At 44.5% G+C, this 26,105-nt stretch carries 19 protein-coding genes; 6 read left to right on the forward strand and 13 right to left on the reverse strand.

The features are described from left to right. Positions 1-34: 34 nt before the first annotated feature. Both MHH49_RS05420 and MHH49_RS05425 read right to left on the reverse strand, forming a co-directional pair. Positions 35-868, reverse strand: coding sequence for a carbohydrate ABC transporter permease (locus MHH49_RS05420; RefSeq protein ID WP_036680774.1), 834 nt, complete (start codon positions 866-868; stop codon positions 35-37). Beyond that, a complete protein-coding gene (locus tag MHH49_RS05425) occupies positions 868-1,749 on the reverse strand; it encodes a carbohydrate ABC transporter permease (protein WP_036680772.1) in 882 nt (293 codons plus the stop codon). The genes MHH49_RS05420 and MHH49_RS05425 overlap by 1 nt, the downstream gene beginning before the upstream one ends. Positions 1,750-1,885: 136 nt before the next feature. On the opposite strand from MHH49_RS05425, the gene MHH49_RS05430 reads away from it, so the two are divergent. Both MHH49_RS05430 and MHH49_RS05435 read left to right on the forward strand, forming a co-directional pair. Beyond that, positions 1,886-3,706 carry a cache domain-containing sensor histidine kinase gene (locus tag MHH49_RS05430; RefSeq protein WP_341137964.1) on the forward strand — a complete coding sequence of 607 codons (1,821 nt, stop codon included), beginning with the start codon at positions 1,886-1,888 and terminating at the stop codon, positions 3,704-3,706. Further along, the gene (locus tag MHH49_RS05435; RefSeq protein ID WP_341137965.1) at positions 3,703-5,364 is read left to right on the forward strand and encodes a response regulator transcription factor; all 1,662 of its coding nucleotides are present in this window, start codon (positions 3,703-3,705) and stop codon (positions 5,362-5,364) included. The genes MHH49_RS05430 and MHH49_RS05435 overlap by 4 nt, the downstream gene beginning before the upstream one ends. Here MHH49_RS05435 and MHH49_RS05440 read toward each other — a convergent pair whose 3' ends face one another. Continuing rightward, positions 5,365-6,534 carry an SGNH/GDSL hydrolase family protein gene (locus tag MHH49_RS05440; protein WP_076099536.1) on the reverse strand — a complete coding sequence of 390 codons (1,170 nt, stop codon included), beginning with the start codon at positions 6,532-6,534 and terminating at the stop codon, positions 5,365-5,367. It lies immediately after the preceding gene. 124 nt (positions 6,535-6,658) lie between these two features. Then, positions 6,659-8,980, reverse strand: coding sequence for an alpha-xylosidase (gene yicI / locus MHH49_RS05445; protein ID WP_076129610.1), 2,322 nt, complete (start codon positions 8,978-8,980; stop codon positions 6,659-6,661). A gap of 127 nt (positions 8,981-9,107) precedes the next feature. Here yicI and MHH49_RS05450 point away from each other — a divergent pair, with 127 nt between their 5' ends. From MHH49_RS05450 to MHH49_RS05460, 3 genes are all read left to right on the forward strand, one after another. Beyond that, positions 9,108-9,998, forward strand: coding sequence for an AraC family transcriptional regulator (locus MHH49_RS05450; protein WP_036680763.1), 891 nt, complete (start codon positions 9,108-9,110; stop codon positions 9,996-9,998). A 73-nt stretch (positions 9,999-10,071) separates the two neighbouring features. Beyond that, entirely contained in the window at positions 10,072-10,959 is an 888-nt protein-coding gene (locus tag MHH49_RS05455) for a helix-turn-helix transcriptional regulator (protein ID WP_341137966.1), read from the forward strand. 233 nt (positions 10,960-11,192) lie between these two features. Then, complete coding sequence (locus MHH49_RS05460) at positions 11,193-12,002, forward strand: hypothetical protein (protein ID WP_341137967.1); 810 nt, start codon at positions 11,193-11,195, stop codon at positions 12,000-12,002. 98 nt (positions 12,003-12,100) lie between these two features. Here the strand turns inward: MHH49_RS05460 and MHH49_RS05465 are convergent, their stop codons facing one another. The 6 genes from MHH49_RS05465 to MHH49_RS05490 all read right to left on the reverse strand — a co-directional run bounded on the left by MHH49_RS05465 (position 12,101) and on the right by MHH49_RS05490 (position 20,069). Further along, complete coding sequence (locus MHH49_RS05465) at positions 12,101-14,170, reverse strand: class I SAM-dependent methyltransferase (protein WP_341137968.1); 2,070 nt, start codon at positions 14,168-14,170, stop codon at positions 12,101-12,103. A 129-nt stretch (positions 14,171-14,299) separates the two neighbouring features. Beyond that, on the reverse strand, positions 14,300-15,175 hold the full coding sequence (locus MHH49_RS05470; protein WP_036680750.1) for a radical SAM/SPASM domain-containing protein: 876 nt from the start codon (positions 15,173-15,175) through the stop codon (positions 14,300-14,302). Positions 15,176-15,197: 22 nt separating this feature from the next. Continuing rightward, positions 15,198-16,184, reverse strand: coding sequence for a Gfo/Idh/MocA family protein (locus MHH49_RS05475; RefSeq protein ID WP_036680747.1), 987 nt, complete (start codon positions 16,182-16,184; stop codon positions 15,198-15,200). Positions 16,185-16,435: 251 nt separating this feature from the next. Next, positions 16,436-17,209 (reverse strand): SDR family NAD(P)-dependent oxidoreductase, encoded by a 774-nt coding sequence (locus tag MHH49_RS05480; RefSeq protein ID WP_036680744.1) that lies wholly within the window; start codon positions 17,207-17,209, stop codon positions 16,436-16,438. A gap of 77 nt (positions 17,210-17,286) precedes the next feature. Further along, the gene (locus MHH49_RS05485; RefSeq protein WP_052096788.1) at positions 17,287-18,099 is read right to left on the reverse strand and encodes an acetoacetate decarboxylase family protein; all 813 of its coding nucleotides are present in this window, start codon (positions 18,097-18,099) and stop codon (positions 17,287-17,289) included. Between the two features lie 29 nt (positions 18,100-18,128). Continuing rightward, positions 18,129-20,069, reverse strand: coding sequence for an NAD(P)/FAD-dependent oxidoreductase (locus MHH49_RS05490; protein WP_076147300.1), 1,941 nt, complete (start codon positions 20,067-20,069; stop codon positions 18,129-18,131). Between the two features lie 121 nt (positions 20,070-20,190). Here MHH49_RS05490 and MHH49_RS05495 point away from each other — a divergent pair, with 121 nt between their 5' ends. Further along, entirely contained in the window at positions 20,191-21,465 is a 1,275-nt protein-coding gene (locus MHH49_RS05495) for a PucR family transcriptional regulator (protein ID WP_341137969.1), read from the forward strand. An 87-nt stretch (positions 21,466-21,552) separates the two neighbouring features. Here MHH49_RS05495 and thrC read toward each other — a convergent pair whose 3' ends face one another. The 3 genes from thrC to MHH49_RS05510 form a co-directional block, all read right to left on the reverse strand. Beyond that, positions 21,553-22,944 carry a threonine synthase gene (thrC, locus tag MHH49_RS05500; RefSeq protein WP_076214919.1) on the reverse strand — a complete coding sequence of 464 codons (1,392 nt, stop codon included), beginning with the start codon at positions 22,942-22,944 and terminating at the stop codon, positions 21,553-21,555. Positions 22,945-23,192: 248 nt separating this feature from the next. Beyond that, positions 23,193-23,696, reverse strand: coding sequence for a CYTH domain-containing protein (locus MHH49_RS05505; RefSeq protein ID WP_036680734.1), 504 nt, complete (start codon positions 23,694-23,696; stop codon positions 23,193-23,195). A gap of 1,333 nt (positions 23,697-25,029) precedes the next feature. Then, complete coding sequence (locus tag MHH49_RS05510; RefSeq protein ID WP_445667568.1) at positions 25,030-25,989, reverse strand: alpha/beta fold hydrolase; 960 nt, start codon at positions 25,987-25,989, stop codon at positions 25,030-25,032. Positions 25,990-26,105: the final 116 nt, after the last annotated feature.

Raw genomic sequence — 26,105 nt, forward strand, 5'->3', positions numbered from 1 at the left:
TGCTTAAAAAATATTTGGAACGAAGGGCTCGGTGTTAACCTTTCACCGAGCCAGCCGCTATTCCCTCAACAATGTAACGTTGCATAAACAGGTAGAAAATGATAATTGGTGCGACCCCGATTACGAGAGCCGGAAGTGCCATATCCCATTGTTTGGTGTATTGACCAAAGAAGGAGAAAGTCGCCAGTGGAATGGTCCGAAGCTCTGGTGCCTGAAGAATCAAGGATGGCAACAGATAGTCATTCCATATTCCAAGTGCGTTTAGCACGATCGTTGTCATCACCATTGGCTTCAGCAAAGGAAGCACAATACGGAAGAACACGGTAATAGGATTACATCCATCTACTGTAGCCGCCTCTTCAATTTCAAGAGGAACGGACTTGATAAAGCCGTGGAACAGGAAGATCGCCATCGGAACACTGATCCCTAGATTCGTGATAATCAAACCAAGGAAAGAGTTGTTTACTCCAATAACATTTACGACCTTCAGAATTGGAATCATGATCGTTTGAAACGGAACTACCATTGCCGCTACAAATATAAGCAGCAAGAACTGATTGAATTTCGTATTCGCCCGAACCATACGATAGGATGCCATCGCACTGAACAGAGAGATTAGAATAACACTGATCACTGTGATAATAACCGAGTTTCGGAAAGCTTCACCGAAACGGGCTAATTTCCAGGCGGTTGAATAGTTCGACCACATAAATACTTTTGGCCAGCTTGCCGCATCACTCAGAATTTCACCGAAGGATTTCACCGAGTTTGCGAGCAAGAAATAGAATGGAGAGAGAAAGAGCAGGGCCAGAAGGATCATTATCACTTCCGTGCCAATATTCCATCTCTTTTTTTCTGTAGGTTTCATTACGCTTCAACCTCCTTGCTCTTCGTGATACGGACCTGAATCAGAGTAATGATGGCTACAATTACAAAGAACAGCAGCGCTTTTGCAGTACCCAGCCCGTAACGATTGTTCAGGAAGGCTTCATTGTAAATATTCATAGCAACGGATTCCGTCGATTTGAACGGTCCGCCCTTCGTCAAGGACAAGTTAAGGTCAAACATTTTGAATGACCAGGAAATGGCCAAGAATAATCCGATAGTTACAGCAGGCATAATTAGTGGAACTACGATATTGCGTAGCACCTGCCAACGGGAAGCCCCATCAATATCAGCCGCTTCTAGTACTTCTTTAGATACGTTACTCAACGAGGCAATGTAGATAACCATTAGATAACCGGAAGACTGCCAAACAAAGACCATTACAATCGCCCAGAATCCTGTTGTGGCATCACCGAGCCAAGGAAGATTAAAGAAGGACCATCCTGTAAGGTCGCCCATAGTGGCGAACCCTTTGATGAAGATAAATTGCCAGATGAAACCAAGCAACAATCCCCCGATCACGTTCGGCATAAAGAAAATGGTCCGAAGCATGTTACGTGTCTTTAAAGGTTTAGTTAACAGATAAGCCAAGAAGAAGCCTACCACGTTAGTCAAAATCACACCTAACACCGTAAATCTTACCGTAAACCAAAAGGAAGACCAGAAGTCAGGGTCATTTGAGAAAATAGTGGAAAAGTTTTGAAATCCGACCCAACTTACATTACCGGATACACCGTTCCAATCTGTGAAAGAGTAATACATCCCCATCAAAAATGGGATAATCGTTATTAAGGTAAAAAACAAAACTGCCGGACCAACGAAAAAAAGCTGTTGACCTAACTGGGACAACTTAGTGCCGCGCATTTATTGCCCCCCCCTTTCTTTTGCTCACTTACTTGTTTATGCTTTATACACATATTATCTGTTTTTTTCAGGGTACCTCACACCTACTAAAGTGATCTTTCAGGTGTAAAATATTGATCGGATGTGACAAATTTCGATGAAATGGAACACGATTCGCACAAAATTGATCGTTTTTATCCTACTGCCAACGTTAATTTGTATTATGGCCACCATGTTTATTAGCTATCACTATAGCACTCAATCCCTAAGAACAAGGGCAGTAGACGAGAATACGAACCTCCTCTTTCAAGGCAATAGAAACATCGAAAGTCTGATTCAGGAGATCAATCGTCTCTCCCTTATCGTTTATTCAGATTCAGATTTCTACAGACTGCTCGAAGCGGGATATGAGGATATGGCAGCAAATACACGAATTTATTCTTCTCTAAATTACATTTCTTCATCCATGCCAGATATATCCCAGGTGTATCTGTACGGTGCCAAGGATAGAAAAGCCACTTTGCTCACCCAGAATACACCCAAACGTTGGCAGGGTATTCCTCCCTATGCCGACTCAGACATCACTAGCAGTTCTCCTGTGGTTATACAAAGTACACATATAAGTCACAGCTACGGCCTAACTTCACCTATCCCGCAACTCATACCGGAACCTGTGTTCACATTGCATAGACGAATTGAAAGGATTCCAACTACCACTCCAATCGGCTTCCTGTCGATCGATGTTAAGCTAACGGCTCTTACCGACATCGTCAGTCAGTTATATGATCAGAAACAGGAAAACATTTGGCTGCTGGATGGCGATGGCAAGATTGTATACGGAAGCAACAGTGAGGAATACGGCAAGCGTCTACATGCCTCCTGGTACAACAAGCAAATCGCTACCAATCAAAGCTCCCAAGGGTATTTTGAAGAGGAAGATGCTGTGTTTATTTACCAGAGAATCGAAACCCAAGGTTTAAATTGGACCCTCGTGAAGCAGATTCCTACGTCCTATCTCTTCCGGGAAGCCAATGAGGCGGCAGCGATCAATATAATCCTCCTTGTTCTACTTTTGATTACAATTGCCACGTTAACGACCCTGATCTCTTTTCGAATCACGGCTCCTATCAAGCAGTTGACTCGTTACATGAATCAGGTGCAGACCGGTAATCTTGATGTTGAAATTCAACCTATGGGCAAAGATGAGATTGGCGTGGTTACCGAGCGATTCCGCAGTATGATGGACACGATCAACAACCTGATCCTAAGGGAGTACAAGCTGGAATTGTCCAATAAAACCAATGAACTGCGGGCACTGCAAGCACAAATCAACCCGCATTTTCTGAATAACACGTTGCAAATCATTGGCACGCTGGCCTTAGAGCTTAAAGTGCCCCAAATTTACTCACTTCTTTCAGCTCTAGCCAAAATGATGCGCTACAGCATGTACAATGAGGAGAAGATCGTAACTGTTAGGGATGAGCTGGATCATGTCAAAGCCTACATTGAACTGCAAAAGGAACGTTTTGAAAATAAGTTCAGTTTCCGCTACGATATGGAGGAATCACTTTTAGAGACGTTTATGCCGAAAATGATTTTACAGCCTATTGTAGAAAATTATTTCAAACACGGCTTTAATCTTTCCCGCAGTGACGGATTCATTGAAATCACCGCAGCAAGAGTGGATGACAACCGGATGGAAATCTGTATCCAAAATAACGGAAATGCGATCCCTTCAGCGAAGTTAGATCTTTTAAAGCAGAAGCTACAGCATCCTACTAGAACAGATATAGATTTATTAAGAAATACAGAGCAAACCAAGGAAGCTACAGGATCAGGTATTGGTCTGCCGAACGTTCTGGCTCGACTCAAGTTTGTGTGCGGAGATAGTGCCACTTTAACTGTTGATAACCTTAGAGCGGGTGGAGTATTAGTGAAATTGGAAATTGAAATTATAGCGGAGCGTGAAAAGATATGAAGGCGTTGATTGTTGATGACGAGGCAAGAGTTAGAAAGGCAGTCAGACTGCTTGTCGACTGGGAAGCCCATCAAATCGATGAAATTCTGGAAGCCGGAAATGGAAATGAAGCCATCGAGATCATCCGGCAGGCTAAACCAGCATTAGTCATTATGGATATGATGATGGAATCAGGTAACGGGATAGAGTTAATGACCTGGGTGAACGAATTCGCCGGCAACACTAAGTTTATTGTAGTCAGCGGACATAATGATTTTGAGTTCGTACGTCAGACTGTGCGGCATGGGGGGATTGATTATATCCTGAAGCCCATCGAAGCCGAGGCAATCAATGTAGCGGTAGCTAAGGCAGTTGCAGCCTGGCGCTCAGAAGAAGATGACCGAAGCGAGCGGCAGAAACAGAGTATTCAGCTTAATGAGTTCAAGCCCATTTATGGGGAAAAGCTATTATCCGCACTAATTGATGATCCGATCAATTCTGATTTATCTTTGCGGAGGTTATGCAGTGATAGGATCATTCCGGAAAACATCCATTCCGCTCGCTTAATATTGGTGCAGACAGATGCGGGTAACAATCCTTTGATTAAACGTTTTGGCGGAGACACCGAGCTAATGAACTACGCCATCGTCAATATTTGTAATGAATTTTTGCACAGTCCGCATAAGGGTGTTGCTTTTCGTTATTGGGGAGGTCCTCCGGAGATTGCGATTATTCTGTGGGATATTCAAACCTCTGTGGTCGAGCTAATAGGCAGAATCAATCATGGCATCTACTCTACCTTGCAGGTCCGAATGCATTTTGGAATCAGCAGCATCGGCAGCTTACCTAAGCAGTTACCTTATCAGCGTGCAGAGGTGGCAGAGGCATTACAACGCCGAAACTTATTAATTCATGAGGATTACTGCCATTTCTCCTCCTCCTCCGAAGAGTTCAGAGATCGTAAAGAGATCGCCAAAGCAGAGGTTCGCGGTAATATATCAGCAACGAACTTTGCTGACGTCAAGGAAGATTGGAAAATGGCAGTCATCAGCGGAAGTCCAGAAATATTATCAACAGCTGCGCAGCACTGGGTAGATGAGCTTAGCCGAGGCGGGATTGTTACACCAGAAATCCTAAACTCATGGAAAAATGATGCTCTATTATTTCGTTCCCAGCTGGTTCGGGAAATGTTAGGCCCTGAAGCTGAAGGTGCACTGGCCGAGCTTGAACAGGCCGACCAGCTTCACCCAGCTCCTTATACGAACGGTTACTCGTTCTCCTTATTCGCTTGGCGTGACTGGTCGTATTCCCTAATGCAGGAGCTGGCCGAAGTAATCGCCTTGAAACAAGCTAAAGAACGTAATCCGATGCATGATATCGTCAAATATATCGAGCTTAATTACGCTTCCGACCTGTCCTTACAGGAAGTGGCCGGAAAGTTTTTTGTTAGCCGTGAATATATTTCCCGCCGTTTCAAACAGGAATACGGTATTAACTTCTCCGACTTTATTGTTAATATCCGAATAGATAAAGCTAAGTTACTATTGCAGAATCCTCGTCTAAAGCTGGCCCAAATCTCCGAAATGGTCGGTTTTCATGATGTCAAATATTTCAGCAAAGTGTTTAAGAAGCAGGTTGGATCTTCACCTAAGGACTACCGGGACACATTTAAGAGTTGATCAATACCAGTTTAAAAAGGCGTCCGCAACTGTCTTACCGGCTATGCCGTTCGGATGCGGGTCGTCTTGTCCACTCATATATTCCGGTCTGATCCGGTGATCGTCTGGTGCAGGCAACGATAATAGGCTTGCTATATCAAACACACGGTCTACTCCAGCAGGTGGGTTAGTCAGGATTTCATGATTCACTCTACGCCAAGTCTCTTCTCTTGCCTCCTGAAAATTAAACGGCGGCACCGTACTTAGAATAATACTAGCATCAGCGTTTGCTGTTTTGATCTTAGCAATAATAGTTGTCAGATCACCAAGTAACTCATCTGCAGAGCGGCAGCCAATATCAATATCATTTACGCCGAGGACAATCATCAGTTCATCACTCTGTTTAGCTTTGTGAAGCCAAGGGCCATCCGCAGCCACATCATACGCTCTAGCCCAGCCTGAGCCGAGATTCCATACGCCAATCTCTGCACCAAGACCATCCGCAATTCTCGCTGCCCAATATTCGTATCCGTCCTTTAATGTCCGCACACCTTGAGTAATCGAATCTCCCAAAAATACTAGCTTCTTATTCACAGCTTTCTTATACCCGATATAGCTTGGCAGTACCAGAAGCTTGTCGGATTCTGTAAATCCATCGGCTGATTCCTGTGCAGCCAGATTTCCGGGCGCATCATAAGCGGTTGCCAGCATGCCTTCTACATTGAAAGGAATGGATTTGCCCGCAGCGGTTGTCTTAATCGTCCATGTAAAAGCTAAGTAATGGCCATCGGGTAGATTAATGCTTGTCTCATCACTCCAGAAGCATTCACCGGCCGCTACTGGTTTGGAGACATTGCCTTCAAAGGTGACAGCATGTTGTGTATGCTCAATAATAGCTCCGTTTGGCTCAGTTCCTCCATCAGCGATAAAAGCCGATTCGATCACCCAACTGCCCCCAGGTTCACTACCCGAAGCTTCAAGCCCTTGGTCCCAAGTGGAATCCACTGCATTGCTATGCCAAAATTTTAGCTGCAACGGGCCGTTTTCCCGTAACCGAATATAAGTCCGGAAGGTATGTGTAAAAGGTTCTTGCCTATTCATAATAAAATTAGCGGCGGTTGAAAGAACCGTAGCAGAGGTATAGTCCGTCTGATTCAAAACTCCACTTCCCTTAATTAAATTAGTATTCATAACGTTTCCCCCGTTATTAGTTAAGATTGTAACACTAAAACCTCTCCTATAGACCAGGGAATAGATCGTTCACCCAGTCTACAAGAGAGGTTATGGCTATATCAATATGCTTTAAGAAATCATCTTATTTCAGTGTAATGGTAAACGATACGGATTTTGCACCTGCGTTTACTTTCACTGTAGTCTCATCTACTTGCTCTGCACCTTCTACGGAAGCGATAGCTCCCAGATCTTTAAGGGAAAGCGAGAATTCTTTACCGCTGCCTTCTGCAGTAACTGTTACGCTGTTGCCTTTGCGGGCAGCCTTCACAGTCAATTCAGGAGCACCTTTAAGATCACGTACGGTTGCAGAAGTAGTAGTACCCTCTTCAAGTGAATACAGGCCAAATTTCACGCCATCCGCAAAGTCATAATCCGGTTTGTTGTCGATGCTACCGATTGCCAGCAAGGAGTTCTGACGAACGAACAGTGGCAAGCTGAAGAAATCATATTTCTCTTTGCGCCATGATCCGCCTTGTACAGTTTCACCAGATAGCAGGTGTGTCCAGCGACCCGCTGGCAGATAGTATTTCACTTCGCCGTTTTCTTGGAAAATAGGCGCTACGAGCAAGGAATCACCCAGCATGTATTGGCGATCAAGCACTTCGCATGTTGGATCTTCCGGGAATTCCATAACCATCGCCCGCATAGAAGCCCAGCCATGCTCTGCAGCCTGGCCAGCCACATCATAGAGGTAAGGCATCAAGCTGCATTTAAGCTTCGTGAAGAAGCGGGTAACATCACAAGCTTCATCATCGTACGCCCAAGGTACACGATACGAAGTGCTGCCGTGCAGACGGCTGTGGCTGGACAACAGTCCAAAAGCTAACCAGCGTTTGAATACATGTGCCGGAGCAGTGTTCTCGAAACCACCGATATCGTGACTCCAGAAACCGAAACCGGACAAACCTAGGGACAAACCGCCACGAAGGCTTTCTGCCATGGATTCATAATCTGCGTAGCAATCTCCGCCCCAGTGAACTGGGAACTGTTGGCCGCCAGCAGTTGCAGAACGCGCGAACAATGCTGCCTCATTCTTGCCAAGCTTCTCTTCCAATACTTCAAATACAACTTTGTTGTACAGTTGAGTGTAGTAATTGTGCATTTTCATCGGATCAGATCCGTCGAAATAAACTACATCTGTAGGAATCCGCTCACCGAAGTCTGTCTTAAAGCTGTCTACGCCCATATCTACCAAATCACGCAGGTAGCCGGCATACCATTCACAAGCCGCAGGGTTAGTGAAATCCACCAGTCCCATACCCGCTTGCCACAGGTCACATTGATAAACGTCGCCGTTAGGCTTTTTGATCAAGTATCCGTTTTTCTTGCCTTCTTCAAACAAGCGTGAACGTTGGCCAATATAGGAGTTGATCCATACGCAGATCTTCAGGCCTTTTTCCTTCAGGCGTTTCAGCATGCCCTCTGGATCTGGGAATACACGTTTATCCCATTCAAAATCAGTCCATTGATACTCACGCATCCAGAAGCAGTCAAAGTGGAATACATGCAGCGGCAGATCACGTTCTGCCATACCTTCTACGAAGGAATTTACAGTTTCTTCATCATAGTTGGTAGTAAACGAAGTTGTCAGCCACAATCCAAAAGTCCATGCTGGTGGAAGCGCTGGTTTACCTGTAAGAGCAGTATAGTTGCTAATAACGTCTTTAATGGTAGGTCCATCGATCACGAAATATTCCAAGCTTTCTCCAGCTACGCTGAATTGGGCCTTTTTCACTTTTTCTGAAGCGATTTCATAGGAAACCAATTCCGGATGATTAACGAATACTCCATAACCTTTGCTTGATACATAGAAAGGAATGTTTTTGTAAGCTTGCTCGGAGCTAGTACCGCCGTCTTTGTTCCAGATATCTACGGTTTGTCCATTTTTCACGAAAGCTGTAAAACGTTCGCCCAGACCATATACGAATTCACCTACGCCGAGATCTAGCTCATCACGCATGTACGTGTTGCCGTCTTGGTCGGTGATGTAAGCCATGGATTTAAAGCCACTGCCTGTAATACGTTCTTCGCCGCGATAGAAATCCACCGCCCATTGTTCGCCTTTGCGAATCACTACACGAAGTCCGCCGCTGATCAGCACGGTTTCGAGATCCGTTTCTTCAATCTTCACATGATCGCCAGTACCTTTAGTCAGTTCGAAAACCGGACCACGTTCCTGTACACCATCATGATGAATAATTTTAATGCCTACCACGCCTGGAAGCGGGGAATGGAATTTTACAGTAAGCAGGGTTGAATTCAGCGTTGCTGCGCGCCCTGTGATTGGAGTCGTTTGTGTAATTGCTGTTAATCCTTCGGGAGTCTTTTCTACAACATAATTTTGAACTGCGCCGTTAATCGTGATACCTTCACGAACCAGCCAGAGACCATCAGTAAATTTCATTGTGTACTTGCCACCTTTCAATTTGGTGTTTATAGTTGCATTATACCGATAAAAAATGAACAAAACTAATACTATATAGCTCATTTATAAAACTATTTTGATGTTTTTTAAGAAAAGAGGCGTTTATATGGACCGTACAACTCAGAGTTTGCTAAAAGAAAACAGAGTTCATGGAGATAGTATGTTTCCACTCGCAGCTTATTGGATCGAGCTTCCATCCGGAACGCATGTACTTGATACACATTGGCATGAAGAAGCGGAGTTCTTTATGCTGCTAGAAGGAGAAATTCTGTTCCAAGTAGACACAGAATATTTTCCTCTCCGAGCTGGAGAAGCGGTATTTATCGAATCTGGCGATATACACGCCGCCTATGTGCTGAACGAAGACACCCCCTGCAAATTCTGTGCGCTTGTATTTCTGCCTGATCTTTTGGCTAGCGCCCAGTACGATACGATCCAGCAAAACGCGATTTTGCCACTGCAAGAGAAACGCCAAAGCTTTCCGAGACATATTACACCCGCTATCCCTTGGCAGCAGGAACTGCTTCATCATCTGAAGCAAATGATGGAGGCATACGCTAATAAAATGCCCGGATTTGAGACCTTTATGAAAGGAACTTTGCTAATCATGCTTTCCAAGATTACCGCAGAGGGCCGATTTGAGAACCGCAGCCAATCGGATGATGCAGATACTACCAAGATTAACCGCCTTAAAAAGGTGATCCTTTATATCCAAGATAACTATCAGGAACCGATCCGTACCCGTGATCTATCAGAGCTTATTCCCATGAGCGAGGGGCAATTCTGCCGCTTCTTCAAAATGATGACTCGTAAAACGCCAGTCGATTACATCAACTCTTACCGGATTCGCCAGGCTGCCGATCTGCTGCAGCAAAGTGAAAGAAAAATATCCGACATCGCATTCGAGGTCGGATTTGATAATGTAAGCTATTTTATAAAGGTTTTCCGCAAAGCGATGAAATGCTCGCCTTCGGAGTTTAGGAAAGGTGCGGGCTAGTCTCATCTACTTCATGCAAAAACGATGGATTCCAACCTGATTTTTAGGAATTACAACCTTTTGGAGGCTCGCGATGAACTCACCGATTCTTAGCTTTATCACACCGCCTATTCCTTATTTCATAGACTGTGGCCGTGCTCACTACAATGCTGGAGACTATCATATCAGTCGTAATTGCATCGGCGTATTTGATCTAATCATTGTTAAAAAGGGTACGTTGCCTATCGCCGAGAACGAGGTGCACTGGGAGCTAAAGGAAGGAGAATTCCTCATCCTTCGACCAGATGCCCATCACTATGGCTTTGCCCCCTGTCCTATCGAAACAGAAATCATCTGGATTCATTTTCAGACTTTCGGCAGCTGGATCGAGTGTCAGGATATGAACGAATGTCTGGAAAATCAGAGCGAGCTCATCGAGAGCCATAAACAAAAAGCTTATTTAAATCACTGCGATGTATGCTCAATTTTTATTCCGAAGTATATGAAAATTTCAGAGAAGGCAATGGAGGTATTAGAGTTCTTTTTCCATCTGGAACAAGAACCCCAATCGATGCGCAACTGGAAGCGCCAAGCCTCCTTTCAACAGTTTCTGCAATTCTTGGACCGCGATCTCGCCGAGGCATCAGATGCAACCGCCATTCATCTCGCCGAGAAGATTGAATTGTTCATTCGGCAAAATTATACTCGTGATGTAACTAACTCCTTACTTCAAAAAGAACTTAACTATCATCCCAACTATCTCGCCAAAAACATGCTGAAAATATATGGTGTGACCCCTATGGCCTATCTCCTGTCCTATCGTCTAGAACAATCCAAGCGGCTGTTAATTCAGACTTCCTGGTCCATCGCCCGCATTGCTGAAGAGGTTGGCTTCCATCATATTACTTACTACTCTTCCTGCTTCTCCAAAAAAGAAGGCATCTCTCCCTTTCACTTCCGACAAAAATTCACTGGAAAATAGACATGAAAAAGCCTGGAATCGAAAACAGCTTCCTCTTCCGGGCTTTGTTCAGATAGGCTAATCAAATCTTTAGACACGCTGCAAACGAATAACATTCCAGGATAATTAGGACAAAGAAGCCGTTAAGTATCCATCAACCAGCGCTGCGGCTAACAGCTCTCCTTATTAAGTATTACTGCTGATTTGCCGATATATTATAGATAGATCTTATCGTCGTAGGAGGATAAAGAACCATGCACATAACGAATATGACCTCATCTATGGGAACGAGGTTTAATGTCTCTGTTAGTCACCAAACTAACGATAAAACCATGAAATCAAACAGCAATACTAATGGTAATGGAGACAAATTATCAATAAGTAAATCTGCAAAGGCCGCTTTTCAAAGTCAATCCAAAATGGACGGAATGGTTAACTCCCTGCTTAAACAAAAACAAAATATCATCGACAGTAAGAACAGTCTGATTGAAAGAACTACCAAAAGTTCACATAATCTCGAATCTATTCAAGATCAACTTAAGGAGTTCGACAAGCAGCTTCAAACGATTGACCAACAAATTGCAAAATACAGCTTCGAAGAGCAACAAAAGAACTTAGAAGATGCTCAAAAAGCTAATTCAACGGATGAACCTAAAACCGAGCAAGAGATACAAAATGAAAGATTGAATACGATTGTTTCTGTAAGCCAAGATGTTAGCCAAATGGAGGTAGTTTCTTCTACCCACACTAAGATGCGTGGCGAGGCTAAAATTCTGACCAAGGAAATAGAGCTGGATGAGGCTCGTTCTACTCATTCTGCAACAGCCAAACGGGAGCAGTTATCCAAAATCGAAACTAAACTATCGGAAATGAACGAAACGTTAGGCGATGCCATGAAAGACACGGGAGATAAAATTAAAGATCAGATCGATAAAGCAGGTTCAACAGAAATTAAACCTTCTGAAGAGAATACCAATGAGCGGACAGAACAATTAGCTACCTATCAAGAAATTCAACGTTTAGCCGAAGAATCTGATAAGTCGCAGCTAGAAATACTAATCTAACAAGGGCAAGATTCTCTATATAAAAAAGCAATCGGATCTCCTTCGCATCAGAGGGTCTGCCGATTGCCTTTTTAGATGCAGCTAATGTTATTCTTCGGCTATTCCTTCCGAATCACAATAAAGCAGGTGCTGTCCGGCAGCGCCACTTCCTGTCCGCTCTCATCCATGAACCTTACTCTATCACGCAAAGCTTCGGTATAACCTTCTTGCAGGTAATGCCGGAAGATCTCAAGCTTCGCCTGCTTTCCTAAAATCTGTTCAATAAATGAGGCAAACTCCGTAGGGGTGAAATAACCAAATTGTTCTTGGACTTCATGAATATAAGCCTCTTCCCCCCAGGTATACGTATATAAAAATTCCATGGCATCATTAACGGGCATGAGCACTTCTTGTTCCCCTAATCTTTGAAACTGAATCTGACGTCCAGCAAAATCCTTCGCATAACGCTCCAGCCACACCAGACCGTCCTCTTCAAGAAAGCGAACTCTCCGCAGCAATGATGCGGGTTCGGTCATGATCCCATCGCGGATAATGATAACCCCGCCAGCTGACAATACATCAAAGGCACTTCGCAGAGCTGCGGAGACAGTGTCATGATTGAACTTATTACCATTTAGCGGCACATAAGAATATAGCTCATGCAAAATCGAAGAGAAGATTACCGTGTCCACCGTTCCAGCCTCCACGAAATCTTTAAGGTTCAACGCATCTCCCTGCAGCACCTCCCACTGGCGACCTTCCCGCTGCTTGCGTTGCCGCAAGGCTTCCACTACATTGCTTGAGATATCAATGCCGATAGGAGTAACCTCAGGCATACGCTCTTCCAGTAAATCCAGCAACACACCGCCGCCCGGACCGATATCCAGCACTTTTTGTCCAGTGACATGATCCAGAATTACGGCTTTATAATCTGCTGTATTATTCATTTGGCTTAAGTAGGTATCTTCATTATGAAAACGGTCGAAAGCGTCCCTCCGCAGCTCGAATAGGTCGAATAACAGCAATACAGCACGTTCATACAAGGGTGATTTTTCTGCTTCCATACAGAATTCGATCAGCTTCTCAGCCGCTGCCGAGAATTGGAATTGAAAAAATACCGTGTCTGGCAGATGTTCCTTAGAATATTGCCGCAAGAGTAGGTGAGGGTTCTCAGCAGGCAAAGTCCCTTGCTCGATATCCTTCCATGTAAGCTCCGCTAAATATTTTTCGATAATCCGCTTCTTATAAATGTTGGTCTTCTTAACACCCTTGTAATCGTAGTAAATGCTGTTCATGACATGTTCGAAGCTGATATGGCTTAAGGATTCATTCTGCGCCTTCTGGGCAGCAAGCACCATCACCTTCAGAAATTGCTCCAGCGAAAAGGTCTGTAGTGCAGATTCCACATACCAGAAGGTAATCTTACTTAATGACTCCAACCGTTCAGCATGGAAACCTTCCTGCGTCAGCTTAGCCCATTCCGTAGTGAAATCCTCTCCTCTAGAGATCGGACCCAGCCGCATTCTGCGCAGTCGTTCCTTCATCGGCATAGGACTAGCAAGATTGCCTGAAGAAATCAGCTCAATAAGCTGCTTCACTTCATGCTGCACATTCTGCCATAACTCGGGAGACACAGCTCCGATGATGCAATGATTGAGCACGGTCAGCAGGCGTTCCAGTTCCTCCGTGGTCAGCAACTGATCTTCCACTATATCATGGAGTGGCTTATTGACTTCCGGCGGCACTTCTCCGCGAATTTGCTGTCCTATGAGTCCATGAGTCTCAATTAGCCGCTGAATCATCGCACCTTTCTCGGAGACAGCCCTCCCCAAATATCTCTCATATAACTGTGCGGAACCTAAATTATGTACAAAACAATTAATCCCTTCCTCCTGCCAAACCAGCCGCTCCTTTGCTGTACCTCCCTTAGCCGTTTCTGACCAAATTAACGTTTCTTCCACCAGCTCTTTTATCCAAATAGAACGGGGGAGTTGGTCCAGAATCTGCAAGCTACGTTCCACATAATCCAGTACGGGATTCCTGCGATCCAGCTCCTCCAGAGATTCCACACGTTCCAAATTTACTATCTGCTCCTCCGCTTGGACAATAAGCTTCAGCCAGAGGTTATCCTCCAAATGATCTTGCACACCTTCACGGTATAAGGCGATGGCTTCCAGTGATTTCAGCATATGCTCCTCCTTCGCTCCAAAGTGGAGACTATAAAGACCTATTATTATATATATACAATCCCGTTAATTAAAAAACAGAACCAGGATTCATGAAATAGCCATGTCCCGGTTCTGTTTGCATTCCAGTCATTAGGTTCCGAACCGCTGCCGATACCCACATTTGCGGCATAGCTCCTCCACCGCTTCTCTACGTGAGAAGCCATAGAATAAATTGTTCGCCCGCTCCCCCTCCACAATCTCTGAGAACGGAGTCTCATGGATGTTGCCTAGGTTAATTACTCCTTCACCATCCAGACAGCATGGCACAACAGTGCCATCCACAAGAATCGCCGCTTGGCTCCGCAGGGCATGACAGAACCCTTTTCCGTCATCTTCCGGCTCATTTAGCGCTGGCCAACGGAACTCATGATCCTGATTAAGGTAGACGCGCGGGGCAATCTTGACACCACTGCCAGGCACAACCTTTTCTTCGATCTTGAAATCCAAGTTGAAGGCTTCCTCCAGCAGGGCGAGGGTTTCACGGTTACGGTTTCTTTCCAGATTCGTCAGATTATCCTCCGTCAAATTCCACAAGCGGAAAGAAATAATGACCCCTTGCGCAGAGGCTTCCCGTACAAAAGAAATTATCTCTGAAAGATAACCTTCACGGTTCTCTGACCCTTCATGCCCATCAAAGCTGTGCAGAGAAAAGTTCATCTGACGCAGTGCGGGCTTACCAAGAATTTTAGGTCCGGCTTTATGAATTAACGTGCCATTAGTTGTAATATTAACCTTGAACCCTTTGGCATGAGCAGCATCCAGCAGTTCACCTATCTTGGGATGCAGCAACGGCTCCCCTTTGACGTGAAGATAAATATGATTGCTGTGTGGTTTAATTTCATCCAATATCGTATTAAACGTATCCAGCTTCATGAAATTTTTCGTCCGGGCGGTTTGTGGACAAAAGCTGCAGGCGAGGTTGCAGACGCTTGTTATCTCAATATAAACCTTTTTAAAAGTCTTCAAGTCCTGCTCCCCATTCTATTTATTATAAATCTGAGGCATAGCGGAGACCGATCTGTGCTCTGGCTTCCTCCATAATCTCTGCTGCGGCCATGGAGTTCTCATGAGTATTAATTCTGCTCTCCCGTTCACCATTCTTAATCAAGTTGATGAATTCCTCAACCTCATAATACATAGGTTCAAACACCTGAGGCAACGTAAGCTCCTCAACTGTACCATCACGATAGTAAATTTTCACCTGATAAGGCTCATTGATCTTGTCGATCACCATCGTACCGTTCTCTCCATGAATCTCAGCTGGCAGATAGGAGTCGGAAATTTTGGAGTGCATAACTACCGCATCCATATCGTCATATTTCATAATGAGACTTCCTTCACCATCCACACCTGAGGAGAGCATGACACCCACTGCCTGTACTGATTGAGGCTTGCCAAAGAGCACCACCATTGGATACAAACAGTACACACCAAGATCCATTAACGAGCCATTGGAAAAAGCGGGATTAAACGCATTTAGCACAGTCCCCTGCCGATAAGCATCATATCTAGAGGAGTACTTACAATAACTTGCAAAATAACGGCGAACTTGGCCGAGTTTATACAAATTATCCCGAATCACTCCAAAGTTCGGCATAAAGGTCGATTTCATCGCCTCTACCAGCAGCACATCATTTGTGCGCGCAGCTTCAATCATAGCTTTAAGCTCTATACTGTTGGATGCAGCCGGTTTCTCGCAGAGCACATGCTTGCCGTGATTTAAGCACATAATCGCTTGCTCTGCATGCATAGAATTTGGGCTGGCAATATATATAGCATCTACATCTTTGCTTTTCACCATATCTTCCAGATTCGTATAAATTGTAGCTCCCGCATATTTAGCAGCAAAGGCCTGACCTTTCTCCATTGTGCGAGAGTACACGGCTGTCAGGATAAACTCCTCATTCTCCAAGCCGGCTTGCACGAAGCGGTCTGTAATAAAGTTTGTTCCAATGACCCCGAAACGAATTGTCATGATGTTATCCCGTCCTTTTTAGTTATTACTAACTCTACATGCTATTTTCTCACTCATAGGTAGTCATGTCTACTTTTTAAGGCAAATTAACGACAATTTCTGATAAATTCAGCAATTCCCTTGTTACTGGCGGAGCATCTTTCATCGTACAATGCAAAAAAAGGCGTATCCCAGCCACCCTTTCATGGCTTTTGAGATACCCTTTTTTTGGAGTTACAACTATTGCCTCAACTTACGGACCCAGATGAACTCTATATAATCGTCCAGCCGCCATCTACAAACAAAGTCTGACCTGTAGTGTAGCTGGAAGCATCTGAAGCAAAGTAGAGTACAGCACCGTTTAATTCTCCCGGATTACCAGGGCGGCCCATCGGACACACTGCGTTGTACATTTTTAGCGCTTTTTCTGCAAATAACGTATTCTCAGTCATTTCAGTTTTGAACAAGCTTGGTCCAATCGCATTAACAGTAATCCCATGCTTAGCATAAGTTGCCGCCACCCCTCTTGTCAGATGGATCACTCCACCTTTAGCAGCATTGTAAGAATGCGTAGGAACCGAAGCAGAAGCTGTAAGGCCTAGCATTGAAGCTGTATTGACGATTTTACCGTAATTCCGTTCTTTCATATGCCGGATCACATGTTTCGACATCAGGAACACGCCCTTTAAATCAGTATCCAATACCCGATCCCAAGCTTCTTCTTCCAGCGCTTCAATCGGAACCGCATCCACCACACCAGCATTGTTCAGCAGAATATCAATTTTTCCAAAGGCTTCCATAACCTTTTGAACAGCCACAATAATCTGGTCCTCTTTTCTTACATCACACTCAATAGGAATTATTCTGCGTTCAGGGTATTTAGCCCGGATATCCTCGGCTACTGCTACAAGCTTGTCATATCTTCTGGCCAAAATAGCAATGTCTGCTCCTTGCTCAGCAAGCATCTCTGCGAATTGTACCCCGATCCCACTGGATGCTCCTGCGATAATAGCCGTCTTACCCGTCAAATCAAAAAGGTTAGTCATTCTAATTCCTCCTAATGTTTGGTTAGCCAATCCTTCTTCGGTTTCATTTCGCACAAACTCACTTCAAACACATAGGCTTATACTGAGGAAACAGGTTGCAAATTGTTTTCCCACCAGTCCCAGCGGAGATAGCAGTATGGAAGATACTCCATTGGATTCAGAGGCTCCAGAATTTTACCTTTTTCAAGCACATTTGTACTGACGGTGTAAACCGCGCCCAGCATATTCACAACTTCAAGCTCACTCCAAGGATCATGCGGGGAGTCTTGGAAGGTGATAGAGGCTTCTGCCGCTTTATAGACTTTAACCTCACTTACTAAACGCTGTGTGACCAAGGTTGGCATCAGATCGAAGCCGTTTCCGTCAATTGCATTGGCATATTTGATGTTATACAAAGGGATATCTTTGCCGTAATATTCCTCCAGAATCTTCTCGGCTCCATTGTCATTGAAGTGTCCATCCATAGTGGCTTTTACGTTGAAAAAGTCAATGCCATGCCGGCCGATTGCCCCATCAATGCCAGCTTCTGAGGTGTTCATACGCACATCGGCCATTTTCTTAGGCAGCCCACATACTTCCCGGCCCATAGCCATCCCGATATCGCTTGTAATAGGCATCGACAGGCAGTAGTTGCCTAATTGTCCGTTATAGTCTGCTAGAACGAACAATCCAGCTTCACGATAAGGTGGACAAAAGTTCGTAGCTGGGTAATTGGCGATAAAAGCATTTACCAGCGGCCGGCTTGTTGGCTTCAGTGGCTTCGGCAACAAACGCTCGATAATCTCTGGTTTGGTCTCCCAATACACCGTCAGCATCTCTGCATCATAAAAGGTGGTTGGCTTGCCTCCGTATTTCTGCATATCTGCGAAACTTTTCACAAAACTCACCATGAATGAACCCTCCTTAGATTAGTAACCCTTTAGTTCAGCACAAATGCCGTTTCGAATCCAGATTGAATGGCCTGTCCGATTCGTCCTGGCTTGCCTGCATCGCCGATTACCTTCACATTGGGCAGTACCTGCTTCAGCTCATCAACGAATGAGCGATCGGGTGTAACACCAATGGATAATACAACAGCATCCGTCTTTTTCAGCGAAGTTTCCCCAGTGGACGTATTCTCAAGCACAATCGCGCCGTCCTGCACTTCTACCAGCTTGGTTGATGCTAAGAGCTCCACGCCGTTCTTTTTCAGCCTAGTCACAATGTCGATCAGATTTGGCAGATAGGCGTCTGGGCCAACCCGCGGCTGCATTTCCACCACCGTGACCTGATTTCCCATATCGGCTAAATATTCAGCCGTTTCCAGCCCTGTCATGCCGGAGCCGATGACCACAGCCTGCTTGTTCTTAATCACAACTGACCCACTAAGTACGTCAACAACGGTGCAGACCGCTGCCTTCTTCACTCCCGGAATAACAGGCACTATAGGCTGTGCCCCAGCGGCAACAAATACCGCATAAGGGTTCAGTTGCTTCAGTTGTTCCAGCGTAGGTTTCGTAGAGAGACGGACATCAACATCCAGGTCCTCTAACTGATGCTGCATATTATCAATAAACCAGTTCAGCTTCTCCTTCAATGGTGGCCGGCTTCCCAGCTCCACACTGCCGCCTAGCACATCTCTGGCTTCGAACAATACAGGTTTAAAATCTCTGAGCGCCAAAATCCGTGCCGCTTCCATACCTGCTGGACCCCCGCCGATCACAGCTACTACTTTGCCATCGCCATCTTTTGCTGGTTCTGCAAATTCAAGCTCCCGGCCCACTCTGGCATTGACAGCACACTTGATTACCTTGCACTCCATCACTTCCTGAATACAGTACAGGCAAGAGATACAGGTTCTGATCTCTGCTTCTTTGCCTGCTGCCGCTTTGTTACCCCACTCCGGATCGGCCAGTTGGGCTCTTCCAAGGGCTACAAAGTCCGTGTTTCCTTCCTGTAGCAGACTCTCAGCAAATTCAGGCTTACGGATCACATCACAAGCAATCACTGGAATTTGCACCGCTTGCTTAATGGCTGCGGAGAGATGTTTTTTCCAGCCTTGCGGGTAGGATATCGGCTCAATGATCGTATTGGATGATTCATAAGTGCCGGAGCTTACATTTATGCAATCCACTCCGATGCTTTCCAGATGTTTCGCAGTCTGGATAGCCTCATCCAGTGTAATCCCGCCTGAGACAAATTCATCGCCGTCGATTCGCACCGATACTGGGAATCCTGCGCCACAGGTCTTTTTGATGCCAAGCACAATTTCATTCAGGAATGACATTCTACCTTCCAGTGAACCGCCATATTTATCAGTTCTCAGATTGGTAAGCGGGCTCAGAAACTGTCCTACAAGATAGCCGTGGGCACCATGGATCTCCACGCCATCAATACCTGCTGTTTTAGCTATATAAGCTCCGAACACAAATTTACGAACTAACTCTTCTACCTCTTCAGTAGACAGCTCCCGGGGCATTTCCCCAATCGCTGAAGACATCACTGCGCTAGGAGCAACAATTTGTTTGCCTCCAATAAGCCGTCCGTGATTTTGCCGGCCCGGATGCTGGAGCTGAAGGAATATTTTGCTGTCATGACGGTGCACAGCTCTTGCCAGTTTCTCCAGACGCGGCACAAACAGCAAGTCACTTGCATTCAGCTGGTTCGGTGTACCTACTCCGGTCTCATTATCCACACGCGTAATTTCCGTAATGATTAGACCACAGCCACCCGCGGCACGTTCCTCATAAAAAGCAATCATTTCATCCGACGCTTCACCACTGGCCGCGGCCAGTGACGTTCCCATAGCCGGCAATACAATTCTATTCTTAAGTTCAAGGCGTCCAATTTTACCTGCTGCAAACAGTTTTTCATATTTCATCTGCTTAGCACCTCCACCTTTAGTTTAAGGCGTCCAATACTTTGTGAATATATTTACAAGCACCAAAAATCACTTCTTTATAGTGCATATTGCACTATTATTGAAACAGGGGGCGATATGAATGGATGTTTCCTTAAATGAGCAAAAATCAGGTAAAATCGAAATGGAGCATTATACCGCATCTTTGTTTACTGCATACATTTCAGGTGCAGGCCTTTCAGCTATCGTACAGACAGCTGCCGAGCTACTGCAGAATCCCGTCATTGTATTTGATTGCAGCTTCAAAATTGTAGCTCACTCTGACCTTTCCGATATCGACGATTACATATGGAGTGATAATATCCGCAAAGGTTATTGCTCTTACGACTTCATTGCGGCCGTGAGCAAAATGAACAGTGTCCAGCGTGGGAAACAAAGCGATGAATCTTATGAGGTAACCTGCGAGGAAACGTCAAACTCCAAACTGATCTCCAAAATAAAAGTAGCCGGCAAACAAATCGGCAATGTATTGCTTCTTGGATGCAAAAATCCTTTTCGCGCCAGAGATAACGAGCTGCTGTCCATCACCGCTACCATACTTGCCGAAGAGATGGGCAAAAACAGCTACTATCGCAACGCCAAAAATATAAAAGTTGAAGATTTTATCTGCGCTCTGCTAGAGGAACAGCTTCAGGACAACCGGATTATTCAGGACAGAATGCGGAGTGCAGGACTAAAGTTCGGGAATCAGCTGCTTGTGCTGCTGTTCGATCTTACCTGGTATGAAGGTTCAGGCCGTTATGATGATTATTTAAGAGAACGTTTGCAACAGCTTTTTCCGGGCAGTCCTTCCACCTATTATGACGGGCAGATTGTAATGATCCATGATGGAAATCTCTCCAAAGAGCTTGTAAATAAGCAGCTGCAGGAATTTCTAGCCCAAACCGGCATCTCGCTTGGCATCAGCAATATGTTCACTAATCTTACGCAATGTAGGAGACACTATCTTCACTCCCGAAACGCTATTCGGATCGGTTCCATTCTCAGCCCGCAGCAGCAGCTGACTTACTATTCAGATATTCAGCTCTATGAGATGCTCTCTGCTGATATTGTGTTTAACGAGGATAATAACTACTACCATCCAGAGCTGCTCAAGCTTCAAGAATACGATACTGTGCACCAGTCCAATCTGTATCATACCTTTTACGTTTATCTCAAAAATAACCGGAACATGCAGATCACCTCAGACGAGCTGTACATTCACCGGAATACACTCAGATATAAGCTCGATCTTATTAGCAGACTGCTGGACACCGACTTTACCGATTCTGAAAAAATGCTGGCGTACTATGTCTCTTACAAGGTCGCTGCTTTTTGTGAAAAAGCTAGGGAGCAGACCCGTACGCCGCAACGTTAATGTTAGAAGCTACTATAAACGCACAAACAGCCCCCGTTCTTATCCCAAGAACGGGGGCTGTGCTGTGAAGTAGAACTGTATATGATATTACAATCCGTAAAAAGCTTGCAGCTGACGCACGATTTCATCCTTGTCATGATCCACTACGGTTTGATGTTGTGGCATCTCGAACAATGCTTTAATCTGTGCCGGGAATTCCTGCTTAATATCGATCAAAGTAATTGCCTCATCGAACTTAGCTGGATGTGCAGTCGCAAAGGTAATGCCAATCTCATCCGGGCCATTAAAGGCTTCGTAAGCCGCGATTCCACATGCTGTATGTGGATCAAGCAGGTAGCCATATTCTTTTTGATACTTAGCGATCGTATTCAAGCATTGATCATTCTTCACACCCAGCGCTGCAAAATCCTTCTGCACCTGCTGAAGCGCCTCGCCTTCAACCGTAATCTTGCCTTCGGTTTGCAGCTTGGACATATACGCGGATAACTTCTCAGAATCCTCGCCTACCAGATAATACAGATACCGTTCGAAATTACTTGCCACTTGGATATCCATCGAAGGGCTGTAAGTGCTTGTGAAATTACCTGGTTTGTATTCGCCAGTATTCACGAAACGCTCCAAAATATTATTTTCATTCGTAGCAATGATTAGCTTGTTAATAGGAAGCCCCATTTGCTTAGCCAAATAGCCCGAGAAAATATTACCGAAGTTGCCGGAAGGCACGCTGATATTAATCTTTTTCTCGTTGCTGCCATCAACATGCAGATATGCATAGAAATAATAAACAGTCTGCGCCAGAATCCGCACAAAGTTAATGGAATTGATTGCACGCAGATGATACCGACCTTTAAAGTCCAGATCTGCGAACAGATCCTTAATCACCTTCTGGCAATCATCAAAGTTACCATGAACAGACAGATTCAGTACATTGCTGTCTTCCACCGTAGTCATCTGCAGCTCCTGCACTTTACTTACCTTGCCGTGTGGATGCAGAATACAGATCTTGATGCCTTCTTTGCCGCGTACACCTTGAATAGCCGCCGCTCCAGTGTCCCCAGAGGTTGCACCGAGGATGTGGATGATTTTGTTTTGTTTTTTGGAAATATATGAATACAGCTCACCCATAAACTGCAGCGCTACATCCTTGAAAGCAAAAGTAGGCCCATGGAACAATTCAAGTACATATAAAGAATCATTTACTTGGTGTATAGGCGTTACTTCAGGTGTGCGGAAATTGGCATAACTGGTGTTGACCATTTCCTGTAAATCCTCGTAAGGAATCTCATCATTGGTGTAATAGGCAACAATCTTCAGGAACAACTCCTGATAGCTAAGACTTCTCCACTCTTCCAATGTTGCTGCTGAAACCACTGGAATCTCGGATGGAACCATCAGCCCACCGTCGTCCGCAAGTCCCATCAACACCGTATCAATAAAACCTTTAGGTTCCACATTACCTCTTGTGCTTATAAACTTCATGCTCATCCTCCTGAACCCCTCGTTAATATATGACAAGAATATATGATAAGAAGAAACAACGTTGTCGTCCTATAGAGATGACAACTGTTTCTCGCAGAAATATAAGGCTATTATAGTTGCACCACTTATAAGTTCTTATAATTAACTATAAGTTTCACCCTAAACGTTATCCTTAAGCTAGTTAGGGATGATAAAGCTATTTCTGCTTGTTTTCCCTATATACTACCACGTTTACGCGCTAAAGTCCGTTAATTCTTTGTCTTATTTTGCAGCTCTCTCCAGACTGTTTTGTTGCTGTATTGCCGTTCTGTACTAACATCCTTACCGAACCATTCCGGCTCTTTAAAGCTTTCCGCTTCCTCCAGAGATTCAAATTCAACCTCGAGTACGGACAATTTCAGCTGGGAATATACGTCGATCTCAACCGTTGTGCCATTCCACACCGCTGTAATTCGCTCTTTGACCAAAGCTACCGCATTTACCGCTTCGATCATCTGATTATATAAACCCTCTGAGATAAAATATTCGATCTCTTCGCGTTTGATCCCTTTGCCATCCTTAAACGTATGCGTGTAGGTTACCTCACCTGAGTCCAGATCCGTAATTTTACGCACACGAAGCTCTTGACCACCATCTATCGCCAGATATGTCTGATCGATATTATGACGGGTAACAATCTTCAATTCTCCCTTTTGAATCAGCTGCTCCGGAAATTCCGGCAGCAGAAACTTGCGTTCGATCTCCAAAGCCATGATGTTTCGCTCCTCTTCGTGTCATATATTTTATATTAATAATCATCATAGGGGTGTGACAAACCCAAGTCAATGTGGATTATAGGGAAATAGGACATGCTCTAGCTTAAAAAGGCTACCGTGGTGCTCATTGTGGGATTTATGGAGGTTGTGGAAGATGGGGCTCACCATAGATTACTGGAAACTACGGATAATTAGCGAGTCAGCCCTCGATCATTGGGAAGCATCATTTGATTAGTTGGTCAGTGTGCCACTGGTCGGACTCACCTATTCGATTAGTTGGTCAGCGCGCACTGGCGGCTCCCCATTCGATTAGTTGGTCACGCGCCACTGGTCGTACTCACCCATTCGATTAGTTGATCACGCGCTACTGGTCATACTCACCCATTCGATTAGTTGGTCACACGCTACTGGTCGTACTCACCCATTCGATTAGTTGGTCACGCGCTACTGGTCGTACTCACCCATTCGATTAGTTGGTCAGTGTGCACTGGCGTACTCACCCATTCGATTAGTTGGTCACGCGATACTGGTCGTACTCACCTATTTACTTACGGACCGTATAGCCACTATTTGCGAAAAAAGCACATATTTGAGATGGTATCGGACTCAGGTGCAGCTATTTACTCCAAAACACCCCATGCGGTTGCGATAATTAGCCAATAGCGTCGCTGGGGTCCGAAAGTAGCCTCAATTACCTCTTTTCTAGCAAATAAGGACTCCTGAGTCCGATCCGAAGCAGGGTACCTAGGTACCTAGCAGCAGCCAAGGAAATTCTCCATCAAATGTAATCGGCGCCTTCTCGTTCTTAACCCAGACCAAACCATAATGATTGGAGCATCGTTAACTGTTGGTGCCTCCTCATACTCCCTCATACTTTCTCATACTTGCTCATACTTTTTCATACTTACTCATACTCTCTCATACCACCCCTACTCCCCATTTACTTACGGACCGTATAGCCGCTATTTGCGAAAAAAACGCTTTTTGGGGAAGCTATCGGACTCAGGTGCAGCTATTTACTCCAAAACACCCCATGCGGTTGCGATAATTAGTCAATAGCGTCGCTGGAGTCCGAAAGTAACCTCAATTGCCTCTTTTTCAGCAAATAAGGACTCCTTAGTCCGATCCGCAGCAGGGTACCTAGGAACCTAGCAGCAACCAAGGGAACTCTCCATTAAATGTAGCCGACGCCTTCTCATTCTTAACCCAGACCAAACCCTAAAGATTAGACCATTGTTAACTGGTGGCACTCCCCCATATCTTACGGACTAATAAAAAACCGAACGAAAATCAGAGGAAATCCTGAAATCCGCTCGGCTCGACGGCAAACTTATTTTATTTCTTTCATAAATGCCTGAAAGTCTTCTACGATTTCTTTTGCTTTAGTGCGATATAAATAATGTCCCTCTTCAAACTTAACTATTTTTCCATGTACAGAGTCCTTGATTTGCTTTTCATGCTCTGGTATCCATCTATCCGTTGCTGGTTGATTCGCTTGTATAAAGAAAATAAGAGGAAGATTTTTAGGAAATGTTAAACTTTCAGCTGATTTAAAATTAGAATACATCATTCCAGCTTCATTTAATTGGGTGGGATTAAATATGTTTTTGCGATTGATCAATCTCATTTGTTCTTTTGTTTTATCATCAAATGGTAGTTCAGCAATTGGGTCAGCACTGAATTTCATTTGCAATCTGATTAGACCTGATTTTTTGAGCAGATTTATAGTTTTTAATTCCGAAGCTTCGATTTTCCTCTCGCTTATCGATGGAACACTACTATCAAGCCCGACAAATGCACTCACTTCATTTTCATACTTGTTAACATAATCTAGTCCATAAATGCCTGAAATGGAGTGGCCCATTAGAATATAACGGTCAATATTAAGAGCCTGTAAAGCCTCATGAATTTCACTTACAATATTCTCTGTGCTGCGCTCCTTTTTGGTCAGATCACTTAATCCATACCCAAAAGGCTCAATCATGACGACTTTGTAAAACGGTGACAGCTCATCTATTAATGATTTAAAATCAAGAGCTGGCACTGCTGTGCCATAACCCGGTAGTAGAACGACTGTTTCTTCACCTTTTCCTTGAATATAAACATTCATATTTTTCCCATCAACAGGTACTAACTGACCATAGGGCTCTATTTTACTCTGTTCCGATTTGTTGCTGATCAGATTAACTGTATAAACAATGGCGAGAAAAAGCAGGATTGCGATAATTATTGCTCCTATTACTTTAAGTAGTATGTTTAGTATTTTACTTGTTCTCGTGCCCGCCTTCATTTTCATTACTTCTTTTATTTTCAATCGTATCTTCTCCTGTCATCACCTGTGTATTGGACTGCCATAACTAACTGCTAATCTAAGATTAACCAATAAAGATGTACTCTCTATGACCT

It is taken from the genome of Paenibacillus sp. FSL F4-0122 (assembly GCF_038002845.1).
Taxonomy (GTDB): Bacteria; Bacillota; Bacilli; order Paenibacillales; family Paenibacillaceae; genus Paenibacillus_AQ; species Paenibacillus_AQ odorifer.